This is a genomic window from Jannaschia formosa (genome assembly GCF_003340555.1).
In the GTDB taxonomy this organism is placed as follows: Bacteria; Pseudomonadota; Alphaproteobacteria; order Rhodobacterales; family Rhodobacteraceae; genus Jannaschia; species Jannaschia formosa.
Window position 1 is genome coordinate 90,653 of record NZ_QPLJ01000003.1, and the last position, 17,353, is coordinate 108,005.

Sequence of the window (17,353 nt, forward strand, 5' to 3'; positions counted from 1 at the left end):
GCCCGCGCCGCCCGAAGGGGTGGCGCGGGCCTTTTCGTGCCCGGCGCCTTGCGGGCAATTTTCTTGAAATGTGGCAAAACCTGGGCAGGGTGGAAGGCATGTAGGCGCGGCGACCGCCGCGCGCGTTCATTTCGAGCGAGGACATTGCCATGGCCATCATCCAGGAAACCACCGACGCCCCGGGCGTGCAGAACGACAGGCTTCCCGCCTCCACGCCCTATGCGCTCGCCCCCGGCGACCGGTTCGAGGGGCGGCTGACCCCGTTCAACGACAGCGACGTCTTCACCGCCGACCTGCAGGCCGGCAGCGACTACGTCTTCACGCTTCAGCCGGCCGCCACCGCCGGCACCACCGGCGTCCAGATGCGGGCCTGGGACGGCGATCAGGATCTGACGACCTTCGTCTTCGACAGCGCCTATACCGACCGGCTGGAACCGACACGGCTCATCGCCGCTCCCAATCCGACCAATCCCCGGAACCCGATCTATCAGGAGGGGATCTGGCAGATCGAGGTGAAGGGCCTCGGGGCGCTGGGCGGAGACGGCCGCTATTCCGTGACCCTGCTCGAAGAGATCGGCCGCAGCTCCAGCACCGACACCACGGCACGGATCGGCACCCCGCTGACCAGCGCCATCGACTACGCGGCCGTGGACCGGCAATTCGACATCTCGTCGGCGGATGTCGATTCCATCGGCTTCGAGGCCGAGGCCGGGGTCACCTATTCCATCTCGCTGACCGGTGCGAACCTGTCGGTTTCCATCGGCGAGCGCGGCTCCAGCCAGGAGTTCGGAAGCGACGACACGCGCGGCGACGGGCGGGCCGAGGTCACCTTCACCCCGGAGGAAAGCGGCCGCTACATCGCCGAGATCGCCGGGCTGACCGGCTCCGAGACCGGGGCCTATACCTTCCTGGTCGACGTGCCGGCCGTCTCGATCGACGACAACGACCAGGGCAACCTGCTGACCGGCGGTCCGGGCAACGACACGATCCTCGGCAATGGCGGCGAGGACACGATCACCGGGGACGGCGGGGACGACCGGCTGGACGGCGGGGCGGATCGCGACTCGATCGATGGGGGTGCCGGGAACGACACGATCTTCGGGGGCACCGGGGACGACACGCTCACGGGCGGCGACGGCGACGATACGATCAATGGCAACGCGGGCGCCGACCGGATGGACGGCGGCGCGGGCAACGACACCTATGTGGTCGACAACCGGCGCGACACGGTCGCCGACACCGGCCCCGCGGGCGAGGTGGACCGGGTGCTGACCCCGGTCGACTACGCGCTGAGCGGCGGCGGGGTCGAGGTGCTGCAGGCGACGGGCCGCGGCAATGTCCGGCTCGAAAGCGACGCTTCCGCGCATGAGCTGATCGGCAACGCGGGCGCCAACATCCTCGTGGGCTTCGGCGGCGAGGACACGATGACCGGCGGGGCCGGGAACGACGCCTTCGTCCTGACCGGCCCGTCCCCGAACGTGACGATCACCGACTGGGGCACCGGCGGCGACCGGCTGGCCATCGACGACCAGCTTCTGGGCATCGGCGCGCGCGGCATCGACATCCGCGAGTTGACCGCCAGCGTCTTCCGCGACGTCCGCGAGTCGGGCGCCGTCGGCTACAATGCCCGCACCGGCGAACTGCGGCTCGACATCGACGGCGACGGCGACCGGGAGCTGGTCGCGACCATCGAGGGCGGCGCGCGGCTCGGTCTCGACGACGTGCTGCTGTTCTGATCCCGGCAGGCCGCAACCCCGCTTTGGATTGTGGCCAAAGAAAGGCATGATCGCCCCTGTCGGTGGACGGCGCAGGCCCGCCGACGCGTATTTTGACCCGAGGAGTTCCCATGGCCATCATTCGAGAGACCGCCGACGCCGCCAATCTGAGCGGATCGGCCAACCCCGTTCCGCAATATGTCATCTCGCTCGGCGACACCTTCGTCGGCCGGCTCGACAGCGGCAGTTCCGACGTCGACTATTTCGGGATGCGGGTGGAGCCCGGCTGGTCCTACGTCGTCCAGCTGCGCCAGACCGAGCCCGAGACCGGCTTCGGCTTCCGCTACGAGAACCTGACGCGCGCGCAGGTCATCGACGGGCAGGTCGGCTTCACCGGGGTGTCGGTCCTGAACAACGAGCCCAATGCCGACGTCTTCAACGTCAGCGCCGGGGACGGCGCGCTGGCCTTCTCGGACCTGCGCTGGAACGGCTATAGCGGCGAATACACCGCCACGCTGGAGCGCGAGGTGTCGAGCGGCTTCGACAGCGTCGCGCGGGTCGCCGTCGGCGGCGAGTTCCGCAGCGTGCTCGGCATCGAGAACGCCGCCCGGGGCAGCAACGGGGACACCGACCTGATCGGCGTCGAGCTCGAGGCCGGGACGGACTACACCATCACCGTCGCGCTGGAGGGCGCGCAGCCGGACGATGCGAACCAGAGCGTGCTGATCCGGCAGGAGGGGGTCTTTGCCTTCGAGACCGGGTTCTTCCAGAACGGCACCGCGACCATCGACTTCACGCCCGAGGCGGACGGGCTCTACTTCGTCGACGTCACCCAGAGCCAGGGCGGCGTCTCGGCCTACACGCTGACGGTCAGCGAACCGCAGGGCTTGGACCTCGTCGACGACGACACCGGGCGGACCCTGACCGGCACGGCGGCGGCCGACCGGATCGACGGGCGCGGCGGGAACGACACCATCGACGGGCTGGCCGGGAACGACACGCTGTTCGGCGGGACGGGCGACGACACGATCACCGGCGGCGACGGCGACGACACGATCAACGGCAACGCGGGCGCCGACCGGATGCTCGGCGGCGAGGGCAGCGATACCTACGTCATCGACAACGCCGGCGACGTCATCGTCGACACCGGTGACGAGGGCTTCGACATCGCGCTGACCTCGGTCGATTACGCCCTGCGCGGCGACGAGGTGGACCGGCTGCAGGCGACCGGCCGCGGCAACCTGAGGCTCGACGGCAACCGCGGCGATCAGGAATTGGTCGGCAATGCCGGCGCCAACATCCTGGTCAGCTTCGGCGGAGAGGACACGATGACCGGCGGGGCGGGGCGGGACGTCTTCGCGCTCAACAGCACGGGCGACCCGCTGCTCGACACCTTCGACTTCAACCCGCTGCGCCTGACCGTCACGGACTTCACCCGCGGCGAGGACCGGCTGGCCATCGACGACCAGCTTCTGGGGATCGGCGCCCGCGGGGTCGACGTGCGCGAGCTGACCGGCGCGGTCTTCCGCGAGGTCCGCGACTCCGGCGCGGTCGGCTACAACGCCCGCACCGGCGAGCTGCGGCTCGACATCGACGGCGACGGCGACCGGGAGCTGGTGGCGGTGCTGGAAGGCGGCACCGCGCTCGGCTTCGACGACGTGCTCCTGTTCTGAGCGATCAACTCCATTGACAGAAAAGAGGTTTTCCAGATGTCCATCAAACTTCCCCAGACTGCCGAGGACGACATTTCCGACGGCTTCGACTCGACCGCCCGCCTGGCCGTCGGCGAGATCTTCACGGGCCGGTTCGAGCTGGTCGATGCCAGCGGCGCCCCGGCCAACGACCGCGACAAGATCGGGGTCGAGCTGGTCGGCGGGACGGACTACACCATCACGCTGAACGGACCGGCGGGGCCGCGCCTCGTCCTGTCGGTCACGCAGCCGAACACCTTCCTGCCGGGCTCGGCCTTCGCCGTGGCGGGCAGCACCGAGCTGGAATTCACGCCCAGCGCCAGCGGGCTGTTCTTCATCGACGTGGCCGGGCGCGCGAGCGGCACCGACGTCTACACGGTCGTCGTGGAGGCGGCCCCTCCCTCGGTGATCATCGGCGACGAGCAGGGATTGCCGATATTCGGCACCGACGGGGACGACCTGATCGAGGCGCGGGGCGGCAACGATACCGTCGACGGCCTCGCGGGCAACGACACGCTGCTGGGCGAGACCGGGGACGACCTGCTTGTCGGGAATGCCGGCGACGACTCGCTTGATGGCGGCTTGGGGGCCGACCTCGTGCAGGGCGGCGCCGGGAACGACAGCTACGTGGTGGATGACCTCCGCGACCGGGTCGAGGAGGTGGCCGCGGACGCGGGCGTCGACACGGTCACGAGTTCGGTCAGGTTCGCCCTGCCCGAGGGCGTCGAGAACCTGACCGGGTCCGGCGGGGCGAACATCCGGCTCGACGGCAACGGCGGCGACAACGTCCTGACCGGCAACGCGGGGAACAACATCCTCGTGGGCTTCGGCGGCTCGGACACGATGACCGGTGGCGCGGGCAACGATACCTTCGTCATCGCCCGTCCCGGCGGATCGGACGTCAGGGTGACGGATTTCAGCGAGGGCGACCGCATCGCGGTCGACGACCAGCTGCTCGGGATCGGCGCCCGGGGGATCGACATCCGCGAACTGACGGCGGAGGTCTTCCGCGACCTCCGCGACAGCGGTGCCGTGGGCTACAATGGCCGCACCGGAGAGCTCCGGATCGACATCGATGGCGATGGCGACCGGGAGCTGGTCGCCACGCTTGAGGGCGGCGCGCGGCTGGGGCTGGACGACGTGCTGCTGTTCTGAGCGCACCGCAGGGGACCGCCCGGCCAAGCGGGCGAGTCCCTGGCGGAGGGAAAAGTTCAGGGCTCGGAAAACGTTGAGCGGCTTTGGGAAGTCGGTATGCTGGCCCCATTGCAGTTAGGGAGGGCTCAGCATGGCCGAGATTATTGGAACGCCGAACGACGACCGCGGCGGCGCACGCCTGGACGGCACGCCGCAGGATGACCGCATCGAGGGTCGCGCGGGGGATGACGAGCTCTTCGGCCAGGGCGGCAGCGACAGCCTGTTCGGCGGCTCGGGCAACGACACGCTGGTTTCCGGGCCGAGCGGCAACGGGATCGAGCGGCTCGATCCCGGGACCGGCTCCGACCGCGTCGACCTGCGCGGCATCACCAGCTTCGCGGAGCTTTTCTATCTCGATGCCCCGACGGCGCTGGACGTCGTTCTGGACGAGGGCGGGGATTTCGCCCGCGTGATCGAGGGAGATGGCTCCGTCGACAGCTATCTCGGCTTCGGCCGGCTCGCGCGGGAGTTCGGCCTGTACTTCGGCGGCTCGGCGCAGGCCGACACCTACCGGCTCCAGGCGACGGATCGCAGCAGCTACATCCATGTCGATGTCGGGGACGGCAACGACACCGTGACCCTGGTCGGCGGCGAGGGCACCATCCGGCTGGGCGTCTTCGACAACGGCCCGGACGGCGTCGCCGTCAACCTGCTGACGGCCCGGATCGACAGCGGCACGGGCGGAATCGACCGGCTCATCTTTGAAGGCGATCCCCGTCGCCTGCAGGTGCAGGCCGGCGAGACCGACGACCTGTTCGTCGGCGGCAACGGCCGGCTGGAGGAATGGGTCTGGCGCGGCGGCGACGACACGGTCGACGGCGGCGGCCGGGCGATCACAAGCCTGTCGCTGCGGGCACGGGCGGTCAGCGATGCCGTCGTCGACCTCGAGCAGGGCACCGCCACCGCCCGTTGGGAGGGCCAAGCCTACACCCTGACGCTGAACGACGTGGAGCAGGTCATCGGCTCCGACGCGGCCGGCGACGTGCTGCGCGGCGACGACGGCGCGAACTACCTGGAAGGGAACGGCGGCAACGATACGCTGGAGGGCCGCGGCGGCAATGACGAGCTGGTCGGCGGCGACGGCGACGACCGGCTCGTCGCGGGCGGCGGCACCGCCAACCGGCTGCGCGGCGACGACGGGGACGACACGCTGATCTCGGGCAGCGGCAGCGACAACATCGGCGGCGGCGACGGCAACGACCGCATCGACCTGACCGAGATGACCGGGGGCTTCGGCGGCTTCATCATGCCGGGGCTCGGCCGCGACAGGATCATCGGCAGCCAGCGCCTGTGGGAAACCGGCGAGGGCCACGACCTGAGCTACGAAGATCTCGGCGGCGTCGGCGGCATGGTGATCGAGGTCGGCGCCGAGGGAACGGGAACGGCCCGCTCCGGCGACGGGCGGGTCGATGACAGGTTCAGCTTCACGCATTTCTTCATCGGCAGCGCGGACGACGACCGCATCACCAGCCTCGACGAGGCCGCCGGAACCTTCCGCTTCGAGGGCTTCCGCGGGGATGCCGGCAACGACACGATCGCGGGCGGCGCGAACGGCTTCGACATCCTCGACTACCGCGCCGAGCGGTTCACCAACGACAACGTCCGTGCCGTGACGGTGAACATGGGGACGGGCGTCGCCATCGACACCTTCGGCGACCGCGACAGCTTCTCGGGGATCGAAAGCGTGCGGGGAACCGCGCTGGCCGACCGCTTCATCGGCACCGCGAACCAAGAATTCGCGTCGTTTCGGGGCTATGCCGGGGCCGACCGCATCGAGGGCGCGGCGCTGGTCGCCCGCGCGGACGGCACGCTGTTCGGCGTCGAGACGGCCGATTACTCCGACGACATCCGCGACGGCGGCACGGGCGGGATCGACGTCGACCTGGCCGCGGGGACCGGGCGGGACGGCTTCGGCGATGTCGACGTGCTGATCGAGGTCGACGGGGTGCGCGGCACCAACGTGGACGACGTGATCCGGGGCAGCGACACCTTCAACGACCTGCGCGGCCGCGGCGGCAACGACCGGCTGGAGGGCCGTGGCGGCAACGACCTGCTGATCGGTGAGGACGGCGACGACACGCTGGACGGCGGCGCGGGCGACGACACGCTGGAAGGCGGCGCGGGCAGCGATCTCTATATCGTCGACTCGGGCGATGTCGTGGTCGAGCGCGCGGGCGACGCGGGCTTCGACGAGGTTCGCAGTTCGCGCGATTTCGCCCTGGGCGAGGGGATCGAGCGGCTGACGGCGACCGGCACCCGCGACATCCGCCTCGACGGGACCCGCGGCGCGGAGGAACTGCGCGGGAACGCGGGCGACAACATTCTCGTCGGCTTCGGCGGCGAGGACACGATGTCCGGCGGCGGCGGGGCCGACAGCTTCGTGCTGACCGGGCAGCGGGGCACGGACCCGAACGTCCTGATCACCGACTGGGGACGGGGTGCGGATCGCCTCGCCATCGACGACCAGCTTCTGGGGCTTGGCGAACGCGGCATCGACATCCGCGAGCTGACGCGCGAGGTCTTCCGCGACGTCCGCGACAGCGGCGCCGTCGGCTACAACTTCCGCACCGGGGAGCTGCGCCTCGACATCGACGGCGACGGCGACCGGGAGTTGGTGGCCACGCTGGAAGGCGGCGCCCGGCTGGGGCTGGACGACGTGCTGCTGTTCTGACGAGGCCCGCGCGCGTGCAGCCGCAGGGCACCTTGCCCCGGCGGCTGTCCGCGCGCGGACGCTGCCGGCCGGCGCCCGCAACCGCTGCCCCGGACCGCCCGGGCCGGCCCCGGCGGCTTGACGTAAATTGCTATGGACTTGCGATTTTTTCTGCTGTCAGGTTGACAGGTTCACGTTGTTCCTGGATGCCATCATGCCTGCAATCACCTACACGCTCCCCGCCATTCGCGGCACGTTCCAGTCCGGCGGGACGAGCCTCGTAGACTTCGGGGCCTCTACCGTCTCCCTGACGTTCGATCCCTCGATCACCGTCCTGCGCTACGACGAGGACGGAGGTTCCGAGGTCGGCGACCCGGTCACCTTCATGCCGATGCCGACCCGCGTGGAGCTCGGCGGAACGGACAGCGAGACCCTCGTCTCCCAGGGCTACGAGGTCTCCTACTACATTGACCGGCTGAACTTCAGCGGCGGCCAGACGGTCGTGCTGAACGTCCTGGTCGAGCCGACGAACCCCGTGGAGGGCGCTCTCGGTTTCGACTATCTGGTCGAGCTCGGCGGGGCCCCCCTCCCCGAATTCGCGAACCAGTTCGAGTTCGAGCGCTTCCTGTTTCTCGCTGCCCTGGGCGCCCAGGACATCCTCGAGGGCGAGCCCTTCGGTCCCGGGCAGGACATCCTGCTGGCCGACTTGCCCGACGTCGAGATCATCGGCGGCGAGCCGGAGCCGACCGGTCCCACCGAGGGTCCCGACCTGCTCGAGGGCGATGACGGGCCGAACGATATCGACGGGCTTGGCGGGAACGACACGATCCTCGGCGCGGGCGGGGATGACACCCTGACCGGAGGCGCCGGCAACGACCGCCTGGAAGGCGGCCCGGGCAGTGACGTCTACATCGTGGATCGCGGCGATACGGTGGTCGAGGCGGCGGGCGATCCCGGCTTCGACGAGGTCCGCACGGCCACCGGCCTCACCATCGCCGCGGGCGTCGAGCAGCTGACCGCCACCGGCAACGGCAACATCCGGCTGAACGGATCGGCCGGGGACGAGGTGCTGGTCGGCAACGCTGGCGACAACATCCTCGTCGGCTTCGGCGGCGAGGACACGATGACCGGCGACGCCGGGGCGGACAGCTTCGTGCTGACCGCGCAGGCGGGGACCGATCCGAACGTGACGATCACCGACTGGGGCAACGGTGACGACCGGCTCGCCATCGACGACCAGCTTCTCGGGCTGGGCGCGCGCGGCATCGACCTGCGCGAGCTGACCGCCTCGGTCTTCCGCGATCTCCGCGACAGCGGCGCGGTCGGCTACAATGGCCGCACCGGAGAGCTCCGGATCGACATCGACGGCGATGGCGACCGGGAGCTGGTGGCGACGCTGGAAGGCGGCGCGCGGCTGGGGCTGGACGACGTGCTGCTGTTCTGAGCGTCGAAGGTCGGGAGCTTTGTGAAATGATGAGAGGCGCGGCGAAAGCCGCGCCTCTCCTTCTTGCGCAGGGATCCGGTTCAGATGGTGGCCCACCACGCCAGCCGGCTGGAGGAGCCGTGATCTCTCGCCTTCACGGCGCGGGGGAGCAGGAAGACGGGATGGACAGCTTCTTCGGTCCGAATGGAGTCTGCGTCGCTGCGCGAGTCGCGTCCTCATCGAGATCCCGACCAGCGGGCGGGTCGCGACGGCCATCGCCAACCTCGAGCCGCAGGATGACGCCCGTTCGGGATCGTCTGCGTGGTTCCGCGCGTTGGCCCCTTCGACAGGGTGCAGCAGGTTCGGGAGGCGGATCTCTCGAACGACCATCACCCGCGGAAACGAGAGGAGGCGCCGGAATGGGGGCCGGACACGATCATCACGGCCATTCCCACGGCCCGACCCTGTCGCGCGACGCCCCCGAGGGGGAGCGCCGTTCGAAGGAGCGCGCGATCGCCGTCGCGGCCCTGCTGACCGGCGGGTTCATGGGCGCCGAGGTCGTTGGCGGCCTCGTCTCGGGCAGTCTCGCGCTGCTGGCGGATGCCGGGCACATGCTGACCGATTTCGCCTCGCTGGTGCTCGCCTGGCTGGCCTTCCGCGTGGCTCGGCGCCCGGCGGACTGGAAGCGGACCTACGGCTTCGACCGCTTTTCGGTACTGGCGGCCTTCGTCAACGGGCTGACGCTGTTCGCCATCGCCGGCTGGATCGTGATCGAGGCCGTCGACCGCCTGCGCCATCCCGGAGAGGTGCTGGGGGGCCTGATGCTCTGGGTCGCGGTGGCTGGGCTCGTGGTGAACCTCGCCGCCTTCCTTGTGCTGTCGCGGACCGGGGGCGACAACCTCAACCTGCGCGCCGCGACGCTGCACGTCCTGGGCGACATGCTGGGCTCGGTCGCGGCCATCGTGGCGTCGCTGATCGTCATCCGCACCGGCTGGACGCCGATCGACCCGATCCTGTCGGTGCTCGTGGCGGTCCTGATCCTGCGCTCGGCCTGGACCGTCCTGCGCGAGAGCGGGCACATCCTTCTGGAAGGCGCGCCCCCGGGCTTCGACGCGCGCGCCGTCTCGGCGGAGCTGGAGGCGCATGTCCCCGGCGTCGGCCGGGCCCACCATATCCATGCCTGGTCGATCACGCAGGAGCGCCCGATGGTGACCATGGAAATCGACCTCGCCCCCGGCGCCGACCCGTCGGAGGTCCGCGAGGCGGTAAAGGACCGGGTGCGGCGCAGCTTCGGCGTCGAGCACGTCACGGTCGAGCTCATCCCCGCGGACGGGCACGGCCACCGGGCCGAAGGCCGGGACCGGGCCGGGCCGTCCGGTCATGAACAGGTGATCCCGGGGAATTGACACACTGCGGTGCCGCCGATGTGGCTTGACGGATGCAGGGCGGTGCCGACGGCCTGGCTTCGCGTCGAGGTCACATCCAGGGAGACCACGGCAGACGATCGATCCGGCTGCGAGACGCGCGGGGACGACTTCATGACGCTCGCCGCCCATGCCACCGTCGCGCCGGACGGCTCGGTCATGGGCGCGGGCGATGCCGGATCGCCCGCGGCCCGGCCCTACCCGTCGAGGCGCACCCAGCGGGCGTCGGCCTTCGACGAGCGCACGCAGGCATCGACGAAGCGCACCCCGTCCAGCCCGTCCTGAACCGTCGGATAATGCGTCCCGCTCTCCGGCGCCCTGCCCTCGCGCGCGGCGAGGATGGCGTCGGCGGCCTCGGAATAGATGTTGGCGAAGCCCTCCAGATAGCCCTCGGGATGGCCCGGCGGCACGCGGCTGAGGCGTGTGCCGGCCTCCGTCGCGCCGGCGCCGTTGCGGGTCAGCAGGCGCTTCGGCTGCCCGAGCGGCGTGTGCCACAGGTAGTTCGGGTCTTCCTGCGCCCATTCGAATCCGCCCTTCTCGCCATAGACCCGCAGGCGCAGGGCGTTCTCGTTGCCCGGCGCGACCTGGCTGCACCAGAGCATCCCCTTCGCGCCCCCCTCGAAGCGCAGCAACACATGGCCGTTGTCGTCCACGCGCCGGCCCTCGACGAAGGCGTCGAGATCGGCGGCAAGCTGGGTCGCGCGCAGGCCGGTCACGTAGCAGGCGAGGTTGTAGGCATGGGTGCCGATGTCGCCGGTCGACCCGCCCGCGCCGGAGCGTTCGGGATCGGTGCGCCACTCAGCCTGCTTGCCCTCCTGATGCTCGGTCAGCCAGTCCTGCGGGTATTCCACCTGCACCACGCGGATGCGCCCGAGCGCACCATCGGCCACCATCTGCCTTGCCTGCCGGACCATCGGGTAGCCGGTATAGTTATGGGTCAGCACGAAGAGAGCGTCGGAATCTTCGGCCGCCTTCACCAGCTTCTTCGCGTCGGCCAGCGTCGAGGTCAGGGGCTTGTCGCAGATCACGTGGATGCCGCGCTTCAGGAACTCCCGCGCGGCGGCGTAATGGACGTGGTTCGGGGTGACGATGGAGACGGCCTCGATCCCGTCCTTCCGCCGCGCCTCGCGGCTCGCCATCTGCCTGAAGTCGTCGTAGCTGCGGGGGATGCCCAGCGCCTCGGCGCTGGCCCGCGCCTTGTCGGGCGTGGAGCTGAGCGCGCCGGCCACCAGCTCGAACCGGTCGTCGAGCCGGGCGGCGATGCGGTGGACCCCGCCGATGAAGGCGTCGTTGCCACCGCCGACCATGCCGAGCCGGATGCGGCGGCCGAGGGTTTCGTTGCGTCCCGTGACCATCTGGGGTCTCCTTGTTCTGGCGTCGGAGGGGGCTCTGCCCCCGCTCGCTTCGCTCGCCCCCCCGAGGCATCTCTGGCGAGAAGAGGGGGGCGGCGCGTTAACCTTAATGAGGGGTTAATCGAGGCCGAGCATCCGGCGATTCGCCGCCTCGTCGGTGCCGCCTCCGGCGAAGTCGTCGAAGGCATGCTCGGTGACGCGGATGATGTGGTCGCGGACGAAGGCCGCGCCCTCGCGCGCGCCGTCCTCGGGGTGCTTGAGCGCGCATTCCCATTCGACCACGGCCCAGCCGTCGAAGTCGTTCGCGGCCATCTTCGAGAAGACCGCGCCGAAATCGACCTGGCCGTCGCCCGGACTGCGGAAGCGGCCCGCCCGGTCGACCCAGGACTGGTAGCCGCCATAGACGCCCTGCCGCCCCGTCGGGTTCAGCTCCGCATCCTTGACGTGGAACATGCCGATCCGGTCTTTGTAGATGTCGATGTTGTCCAGATAGTCCATGTGCTGCAGCACGTAGTGGCTGGGATCGTAGAGCATCATCGCGCGGGGATGCTGGTCGACGCGGTCGAGGAACATCTCGTAGGTCGCGCCGTCATGCAGGTCCTCGCCCGGGTGGATCTCGTAGCAGAGATCGACGCCGCACTCCTCGGCATGGTCGAGAAGCGGGCGCCAGCGCTTCGCCAGTTCGTCGAAGGCGGTCTCGATCAGGCCGGCGGGGCGCTGCGGCCAGGGATAGACGTAAGGCCAGGCCAGTGCGCCGGAGAAGGTGGCTTGCGCCGTGAGCCCGAGGTTCCTCGACGCCGTCAGCGCCTTCCTCACCTGGTCGACGGCCCATTCCTGCCGCGCCTTTGGGTTGCCGCGCACGGAGGGGTCGGCGAAGCCGTCGAAGGCCTCGTCATAGGCCGGGTGGACGGCGACGAGCTGGCCCTGCAGATGGGTCGACAGCTCGGTCACCTCGATGCCGTTCGCCGCCGCCTGCCCCTTCCAGTCGTCGCAGTAGTCCTTCGACTCCGCCGCCCGGGCGAGGTCGAAGAGCCGCGCGTCCCAGCTGGGCACCTGCACGCCCTCGTAGCCGCAATCGGCGGCCCATTTCGTGATTGCGTCCCAGGAATTGAACGGCGCCGCGTCGCCGGCAAACTGCGCCAGGAACAGGGCCGGGCCCTTGATCGTCTTCATGTCTGTCCTCCCGTCGGCCCCGGATCGGGGACGTTCTCTTTCAAATGGATGTCGATGCGGATCCTCTCCTGCGCAGGGTCGAAGGGCGCGCCGTCCGCAGCGGCGCGCAGGAGCCGGATGGCGGAGCGCACGAGGTGCCCCGCATCCTGGGTGATGAGCGCGTCGAAGGTCCCGTCCATCAGCGCGGCGCGGGTCGTCGGCGTCAGCTCGTGCGCGATGACGGTCAGGTCACGGCGGCCGCCCAGCGCGCGGATCAGCCCCGCATTGCCCGCGGCCGACGAATAGATGCCGACCACGTCGGGGGTCAGCGCCTCGGCCAGAAGGGCGGCGACGCGGTCCGGATCGTCGCGCCCCTCCAGCGAGGCGGAGACCTCCATGCCGGGGAAGTCGGCGATGACCTGATCGAAGCCCTGCCGCCGCTCCAGATGGTCGCGCGCCAGCCGCGAGCCGGTCAGGACGAGAACCCGGCCCGGGCGCGGCACGAAGCGGCCCATCAGCTGTGCCGCTGTGCGGCCCGCCCGCACGTTGTCGATGCCCACGAAATGGTTGCGCGGCGACGACGGCAGGTCCGAGACCAGCGCCACGACGGCCAGCCCGCGGCCGCGCGCGCGGCGCACGGCATCGCGGACCGAGGGCGTCTCGGGCCCGAAGACGGCGACCCCGTCGCCGGTGGCCGCGTCGAGCGCGGCGACCACGGCCTGCGGGTCGAAGGGCGCGACCGGGGTCACGCGCAGCTGGGTACGGTGCAGGACGGGCCGCGTCGACTGCGCCGCGATCTCGCTGCGCAGCGAGGCGACGAACTCGTTCTCGGTGTCGGGCAGGACGAAGGTCAGGTCGTAGACCCGGCGCTTGGCGAGGTTGGCGGCGGCGGTGTCGCGGACATAGCCGATGCGCTCGATCGCCGCGCGGACGCGGGCGACGGTGGCCGCCCGCACGCCGGGGCGGCCGTTCAGCACCCGGTCCACGGTGGCGAGGCTGACCCCCGCCGCCTGCGCCACGTCCTGCGTGGTCGGCGCGGTGGTGCCCGCGCCTTCGGTCATGCTCCGGCGAGCCCCTCGAAGACTCGGGCGACCGCCTCGGCGCCGGGATCGGCATGGCCGGAGAGGTTCGCCTCAGGGACATAGGCGGCGCGGCCCGCCTTGGCCCGGGTGATCCGGGCGGTGGCATCGGCGCCCTCGCGCGCGGCCAACGCGGCGGCCGGCAGGCCCTGCGGCAGCGCGTCGAGCGCAGGGGCCAGCGCGTCGATCATCGTGCGGTCGCCGGGGCGGGCGCCGCCGACCTCCATCACCCGGGCGAGGCCGGCGCGCAGCGCGTCGGGCACCGAGGCGCCGCTGGCGCAGGCATCGCCCGCGGCGTTGAAGTAGATCGCGAGGATCACGCCCGACGAGCCGCCCATGGTCTGACTCAACGCGTTGCCCAGCGCCGGGAAGAGCTGCGTCAGGTCGGCGAGCGGCATCCGGTCGATGTCGCGCTTGAGCGCCCGCGCCGCCGTCGCGAGGGTGGACCCGGTGTCGCCGTCGCCGGACTTGGCGTCGAGCGCGTTCAGGTCCGCCTCGGCCGCGATCAGCAGGTCGCAGATCGCGGTCAGGACGGCGCGGGTGCGCTGGTTCTCGGAGGGGATCGGCTCGATCGGGGTCAGCCCGTCGGGCAGCGGATCGACCCGCGGCTCCGTCAGCGCGGCGAGGCCCGGCCAGGCGGGCATCGGGACGGGAGCGGCGAGCAGCTCGGCCTCGCCCGGCGCGAGGTCCAGCACCGAGAGAGAGACGCCGTGCATGTCGAGCGAGGTCATCAGCCGGGCGGGGCCGATGACGTGGCCCGCGATGCCGGCGCGGTGGACGGCGCGGGTCAGGACCGAGAGCTCCAGCGGAGTGGTGGCGCCGAGATCGTTGATCAGCACGACACGCTCTCCACCGGACGGGGGCAGGCGCCCGGCCATCGTGGCGACGGCGGAATCGGCCCCGGCGAAGTCGATCTGCTCGACGCCCGGCTCGCCGTGGATGCCGAGGCCCAGCTCCGCCTTGCCGGCAGGGATACGGTCCTCGCGCGGGGAGCCGGGAACCGTGCAGGTCGAGAGCGACTTGCCGATGGAGGCGATGCGCGGGATCACGTCGCGCGCCTTGGCGGCGATCTCGGCCAGCGGCGCCCCCTGCTCGGCCATGGCCCCGGCGATCTTGTGGACGAAGAGCGTGCCCGCGACCCCGCGCGCCTGCGGCAGGTCGGGCAGCGCCACGTCGTCGTCGACCACCACCATCTCGACCGACTTGCCCAAGGCGCGGGCGCGTTCCGCCGCGAGGCCGAAATTCAGCCGGTCGCCGGTGTAGTTCTTCACGATCAACAGGCAGCCCGGCTCGCCGGTGACGGCGAGGATGCCCGCAAGGACGGCCTCGACGGAAGGGCTGGCGAAGACCTCGCCGCAGACCGCCGCCGTCAGCATGCCGGGGCCGACGAAGCCCGCATGGGCCGGCTCGTGCCCGGAGCCGCCGCCGGAGACGAGCGCGACCTTCGACCGGTCCCAGCCGGCGCGGGTGGCGACCTTGATGTGCGGATAACCGTCGAGCCGGGCGAGCGCCCCGCCCGAGGCCGCGATCAGGCCGTCGATGGCCTCGATCACCAGGTCGGCCTTGTCGTTGATGAACTGCATTCGGGCCTCCGTCAGAGCCTTGCGCCGGTTTCGGCGAACCAGAGCGGGTTGCGAGGGGCGATACGGATCGTCTCGCCCACGTTGGGGATGCGGTCGTCGGCCAGCGTGACGAGGTCGTGATCCGCGAGCTTCAGGTGGAGCCGGGTCTGGTCGCCCAGATGCTCGACCCGCGCGACCTGCGCCTCGTGACCCTGCCCGATCGCGATATGCTCGGGCCGCAGGCCCATCACATGCGCGCCCGGCGGCGCGTCGTCCATGAGGCCGGCGGGCAGCAGGTTGATGCGCGGGGAGCCGAGCCGCGCGGCGACATAGGCCGAGGCGGGGTCCTCGTAGACCTCGCGCGGGGTGCCGACCTGCACCAGCCGCCCGCGGTCGAGCACGCCGATCTTGGAGGCCATGGTCATCGCCTCGACTTGGTCGTGGGTGACATAGAGCAGCGTCGCCCGCAGCTCCGCATGGATGCGCTTGAGCTCCACCCTGAGGTCGGAGCGCAATTTGGCGTCGAGCGAGGAGAGCGGCTCGTCCATCAGGAAGATCGCCGGGTCGCGCACCAGCGCCCGACCGATGGAGACGCGCTGCATCTCGCCGCCCGACAGCGCGGTCGCCTTGTTGTCGAGCTTGTGGGGGATGCGCAGCACCTCGGCCACCTCGGCGACCTTGCGGTCGATCTCGGCCTTCGGGGTCTTCAGGATCGGCGACTTCAGCGGAAAGGCGAGATTCTCGCGCACCGTCATGTGCGGGTAGAGCGAGTATTGCTGGAACACCATCGCCACGTCGCGCTGCGCCGGCGTCTCGGAGGATACCTCGCGCCCGCCGATATGGACGGTGCCCGCATCCGCCCGCTCCAGCCCGGCGATCAGGCGCAGGGTCGTGGTCTTGCCCGCGCCGGTGGGGCCGAGCAGGACGACGAAGCCCCCGTCCTCGACGGTCAGGTCGATATGCTCGACGCCCACGTCGCGGCCGTAATGCTTGGTGACGTTCCGGAGGTGCACTTCGGCCATCAGATCACCCCCTCGTTCAGCTCCGACCGCAGCGCGCGGCCGGTGCCCTCGTCGAACATCGTGACCCGGGTTCCGTCTATCGTCAGCGCCGCCGTCTCGCCCGGGGCCATGCGCCGGTCGGCCGCGATCCGGGCCTTCACCTCGCCGAACCCGGTGTCGAGCGTGACGACCTGGCTGGTGCCCAGATACTCGGTCGCCGCGACGCGGCCGCGCAGCGGGCCGTCGTCGGTCAGCGCGATATGCTCGGGCCGCGCGCCCAGCACCAGCCGGCCCCGCGCGCCCTCCCGCGCCATGGGGATGGCCGTCTCGATCCCCCCGAGCGAGACGGAGGAGGCGCCTTCGGCCAAGACGCCCTCGAAGGGCAGGAAGTTCATCGACGGATCGCCGATGAAGTCGGCGACGAACATGGTGGCGGGCGTGTCGTAGATCTCGCGCGGGGTGCCGAACTGCTCGACCACGGCGTTGTTCATGACGACGATCTTGTCGCCCATCTGCATCGCCTCCAGCTGGTCGTGGGTGACGTAGACGGTCGTGGCCCCCATCCGGTCGTGCAGCGCACGCAGCTCCTCCGCCATCCGTTCCCGGAACTCGGCGTCGAGCGCGCCGAGCGGCTCGTCCATCATGAAGGCCTTCGGCTCGCGCACGATGGCCCGACCCAGCGCGACCCGCTGCCGGTCGCCGCCCGAGAGGCCGCCCACGGGCCGGTCGAGGATGTCGCGGATGCCGAGGATGCCCGCCACCTCGTCGAGCTTGGCCTTGATGCGGTTGCGCGGCCAGCCCTGGCTGACCAGCGGATAGGTGATGTTCTTGCGCACGTTCATGTGCGGGTAGAGCGCGAACATCTGGAAGACGAAGGCGATATCGCGTTCGCGCGCCAGCTTCTGGCTGACCTCCTCGCCGTCGAGATAGATCTCGCCCGAGGTCGGCAGCTCCAGCCCCGCGATCATCCGCAGCGTGGTCGTCTTGCCGCAGCCCGAGGGGCCGAGCAGCATGAAGAACTCGCCGTCCTCGATGGTGAAGGACGACTCGCGGACGGCGGTGAAGTCGCCGAACTGCTTGCGAAGGTCCCGGATCTCGATGGTGGCCATG

Annotated in this window: 12 protein-coding genes; 6 read left to right on the top strand and 6 right to left on the bottom strand. The window is 70.6% G+C overall.

Features of this window, described 5'->3' with window-relative positions; genetic code table 11:
* Positions 1-149 precede the first annotated feature (149 nt).
* The 6 genes from DR046_RS04835 (at position 150) to DR046_RS04865 (ending at position 10,079) form a co-directional block, all read left to right on the top strand.
* On the top strand, positions 150-1,736 hold the full coding sequence (locus DR046_RS04835) for a calcium-binding protein (RefSeq protein ID WP_115380553.1): 1,587 nt from the start codon (positions 150-152) through the stop codon (positions 1,734-1,736).
* 110 nt (positions 1,737-1,846) lie between these two features.
* Positions 1,847-3,388 carry a calcium-binding protein gene (locus DR046_RS23515; protein ID WP_167766896.1) on the top strand — a complete coding sequence of 514 codons (1,542 nt, stop codon included), beginning with the start codon at positions 1,847-1,849 and terminating at the stop codon, positions 3,386-3,388.
* Between the two features lie 36 nt (positions 3,389-3,424).
* The gene (locus DR046_RS04850; protein WP_115380555.1) at positions 3,425-4,561 is read left to right on the top strand and encodes a calcium-binding protein; all 1,137 of its coding nucleotides are present in this window, start codon (positions 3,425-3,427) and stop codon (positions 4,559-4,561) included.
* A gap of 130 nt (positions 4,562-4,691) precedes the next feature.
* The gene (locus tag DR046_RS04855; RefSeq protein ID WP_115380557.1) at positions 4,692-7,271 is read left to right on the top strand and encodes a calcium-binding protein; all 2,580 of its coding nucleotides are present in this window, start codon (positions 4,692-4,694) and stop codon (positions 7,269-7,271) included.
* Between the two features lie 193 nt (positions 7,272-7,464).
* Positions 7,465-8,694, top strand: a complete 1,230-nt coding sequence (locus DR046_RS04860; protein WP_135227258.1) for a calcium-binding protein — start codon at positions 7,465-7,467, stop codon at positions 8,692-8,694.
* Between the two features lie 398 nt (positions 8,695-9,092).
* Positions 9,093-10,079, top strand: a complete 987-nt coding sequence (locus tag DR046_RS04865) for a cation diffusion facilitator family transporter (RefSeq protein WP_115380561.1) — start codon at positions 9,093-9,095, stop codon at positions 10,077-10,079.
* Between the two features lie 215 nt (positions 10,080-10,294).
* Here the strand turns inward: DR046_RS04865 and DR046_RS04870 are convergent, their stop codons facing one another.
* The 6 genes from DR046_RS04870 to DR046_RS04895 form a co-directional block, all read right to left on the bottom strand.
* The gene (locus tag DR046_RS04870) at positions 10,295-11,452 is read right to left on the bottom strand and encodes a Gfo/Idh/MocA family protein (protein WP_115380563.1); all 1,158 of its coding nucleotides are present in this window, start codon (positions 11,450-11,452) and stop codon (positions 10,295-10,297) included.
* Between the two features lie 114 nt (positions 11,453-11,566).
* Complete coding sequence (locus DR046_RS04875; RefSeq protein ID WP_115380565.1) at positions 11,567-12,622, bottom strand: sugar phosphate isomerase/epimerase family protein; 1,056 nt, start codon at positions 12,620-12,622, stop codon at positions 11,567-11,569.
* Positions 12,619-13,662 carry a LacI family DNA-binding transcriptional regulator gene (locus tag DR046_RS04880; RefSeq protein WP_115380567.1) on the bottom strand — a complete coding sequence of 348 codons (1,044 nt, stop codon included), beginning with the start codon at positions 13,660-13,662 and terminating at the stop codon, positions 12,619-12,621. Before DR046_RS04880 ends, DR046_RS04875 begins: the two co-directional genes overlap by 4 nt.
* Positions 13,659-15,263 (bottom strand): dihydroxyacetone kinase subunit DhaK, encoded by a 1,605-nt coding sequence (locus DR046_RS04885; RefSeq protein WP_115380569.1) that lies wholly within the window; start codon positions 15,261-15,263, stop codon positions 13,659-13,661. The genes DR046_RS04880 and DR046_RS04885 overlap by 4 nt, the downstream gene beginning before the upstream one ends.
* An 11-nt stretch (positions 15,264-15,274) precedes the next feature.
* Positions 15,275-16,264 (bottom strand): ABC transporter ATP-binding protein, encoded by a 990-nt coding sequence (locus DR046_RS04890; protein ID WP_115380571.1) that lies wholly within the window; start codon positions 16,262-16,264, stop codon positions 15,275-15,277.
* A complete protein-coding gene (locus DR046_RS04895) occupies positions 16,264-17,352 on the bottom strand; it encodes an ABC transporter ATP-binding protein (RefSeq protein ID WP_115380573.1) in 1,089 nt (362 codons plus the stop codon). The genes DR046_RS04890 and DR046_RS04895 overlap by 1 nt, the downstream gene beginning before the upstream one ends.
* Position 17,353: the final 1 nt, after the last annotated feature.

What these genes read in the sequence shown, in the direction of transcription:
- DR046_RS04835 (WP_115380553.1), top strand. Translation starts at nt 150, where the DNA reads ATGGCCATCATCCAGGAAACCACCGACGCCCCGGGCGTGCAGAACGAC.
- DR046_RS23515 (WP_167766896.1), top strand. Translation starts at nt 1,847, where the DNA reads ATGGCCATCATTCGAGAGACCGCCGACGCCGCCAATCTGAGCGGATCG.
- DR046_RS04850 (WP_115380555.1), top strand. Translation starts at nt 3,425, where the DNA reads ATGTCCATCAAACTTCCCCAGACTGCCGAGGACGACATTTCCGACGGC.
- DR046_RS04855 (WP_115380557.1), top strand. Translation starts at nt 4,692, where the DNA reads ATGGCCGAGATTATTGGAACGCCGAACGACGACCGCGGCGGCGCACGC.
- DR046_RS04860 (WP_135227258.1), top strand. Translation starts at nt 7,465, where the DNA reads ATGCCTGCAATCACCTACACGCTCCCCGCCATTCGCGGCACGTTCCAG.
- DR046_RS04865 (WP_115380561.1), top strand. Translation starts at nt 9,093, where the DNA reads ATGGGGGCCGGACACGATCATCACGGCCATTCCCACGGCCCGACCCTG.
- DR046_RS04870 (WP_115380563.1), bottom strand. Translation starts at nt 11,452, where the DNA reads ATGGTCACGGGACGCAACGAAACCCTCGGCCGCCGCATCCGGCTCGGC.
- DR046_RS04875 (WP_115380565.1), bottom strand. Translation starts at nt 12,622, where the DNA reads ATGAAGACGATCAAGGGCCCGGCCCTGTTCCTGGCGCAGTTTGCCGGC.
- DR046_RS04880 (WP_115380567.1), bottom strand. Translation starts at nt 13,662, where the DNA reads ATGACCGAAGGCGCGGGCACCACCGCGCCGACCACGCAGGACGTGGCG.
- DR046_RS04885 (WP_115380569.1), bottom strand. Translation starts at nt 15,263, where the DNA reads ATGCAGTTCATCAACGACAAGGCCGACCTGGTGATCGAGGCCATCGAC.
- DR046_RS04890 (WP_115380571.1), bottom strand. Translation starts at nt 16,264, where the DNA reads ATGGCCGAAGTGCACCTCCGGAACGTCACCAAGCATTACGGCCGCGAC.
- DR046_RS04895 (WP_115380573.1), bottom strand. Translation starts at nt 17,352, where the DNA reads ATGGCCACCATCGAGATCCGGGACCTTCGCAAGCAGTTCGGCGACTTC.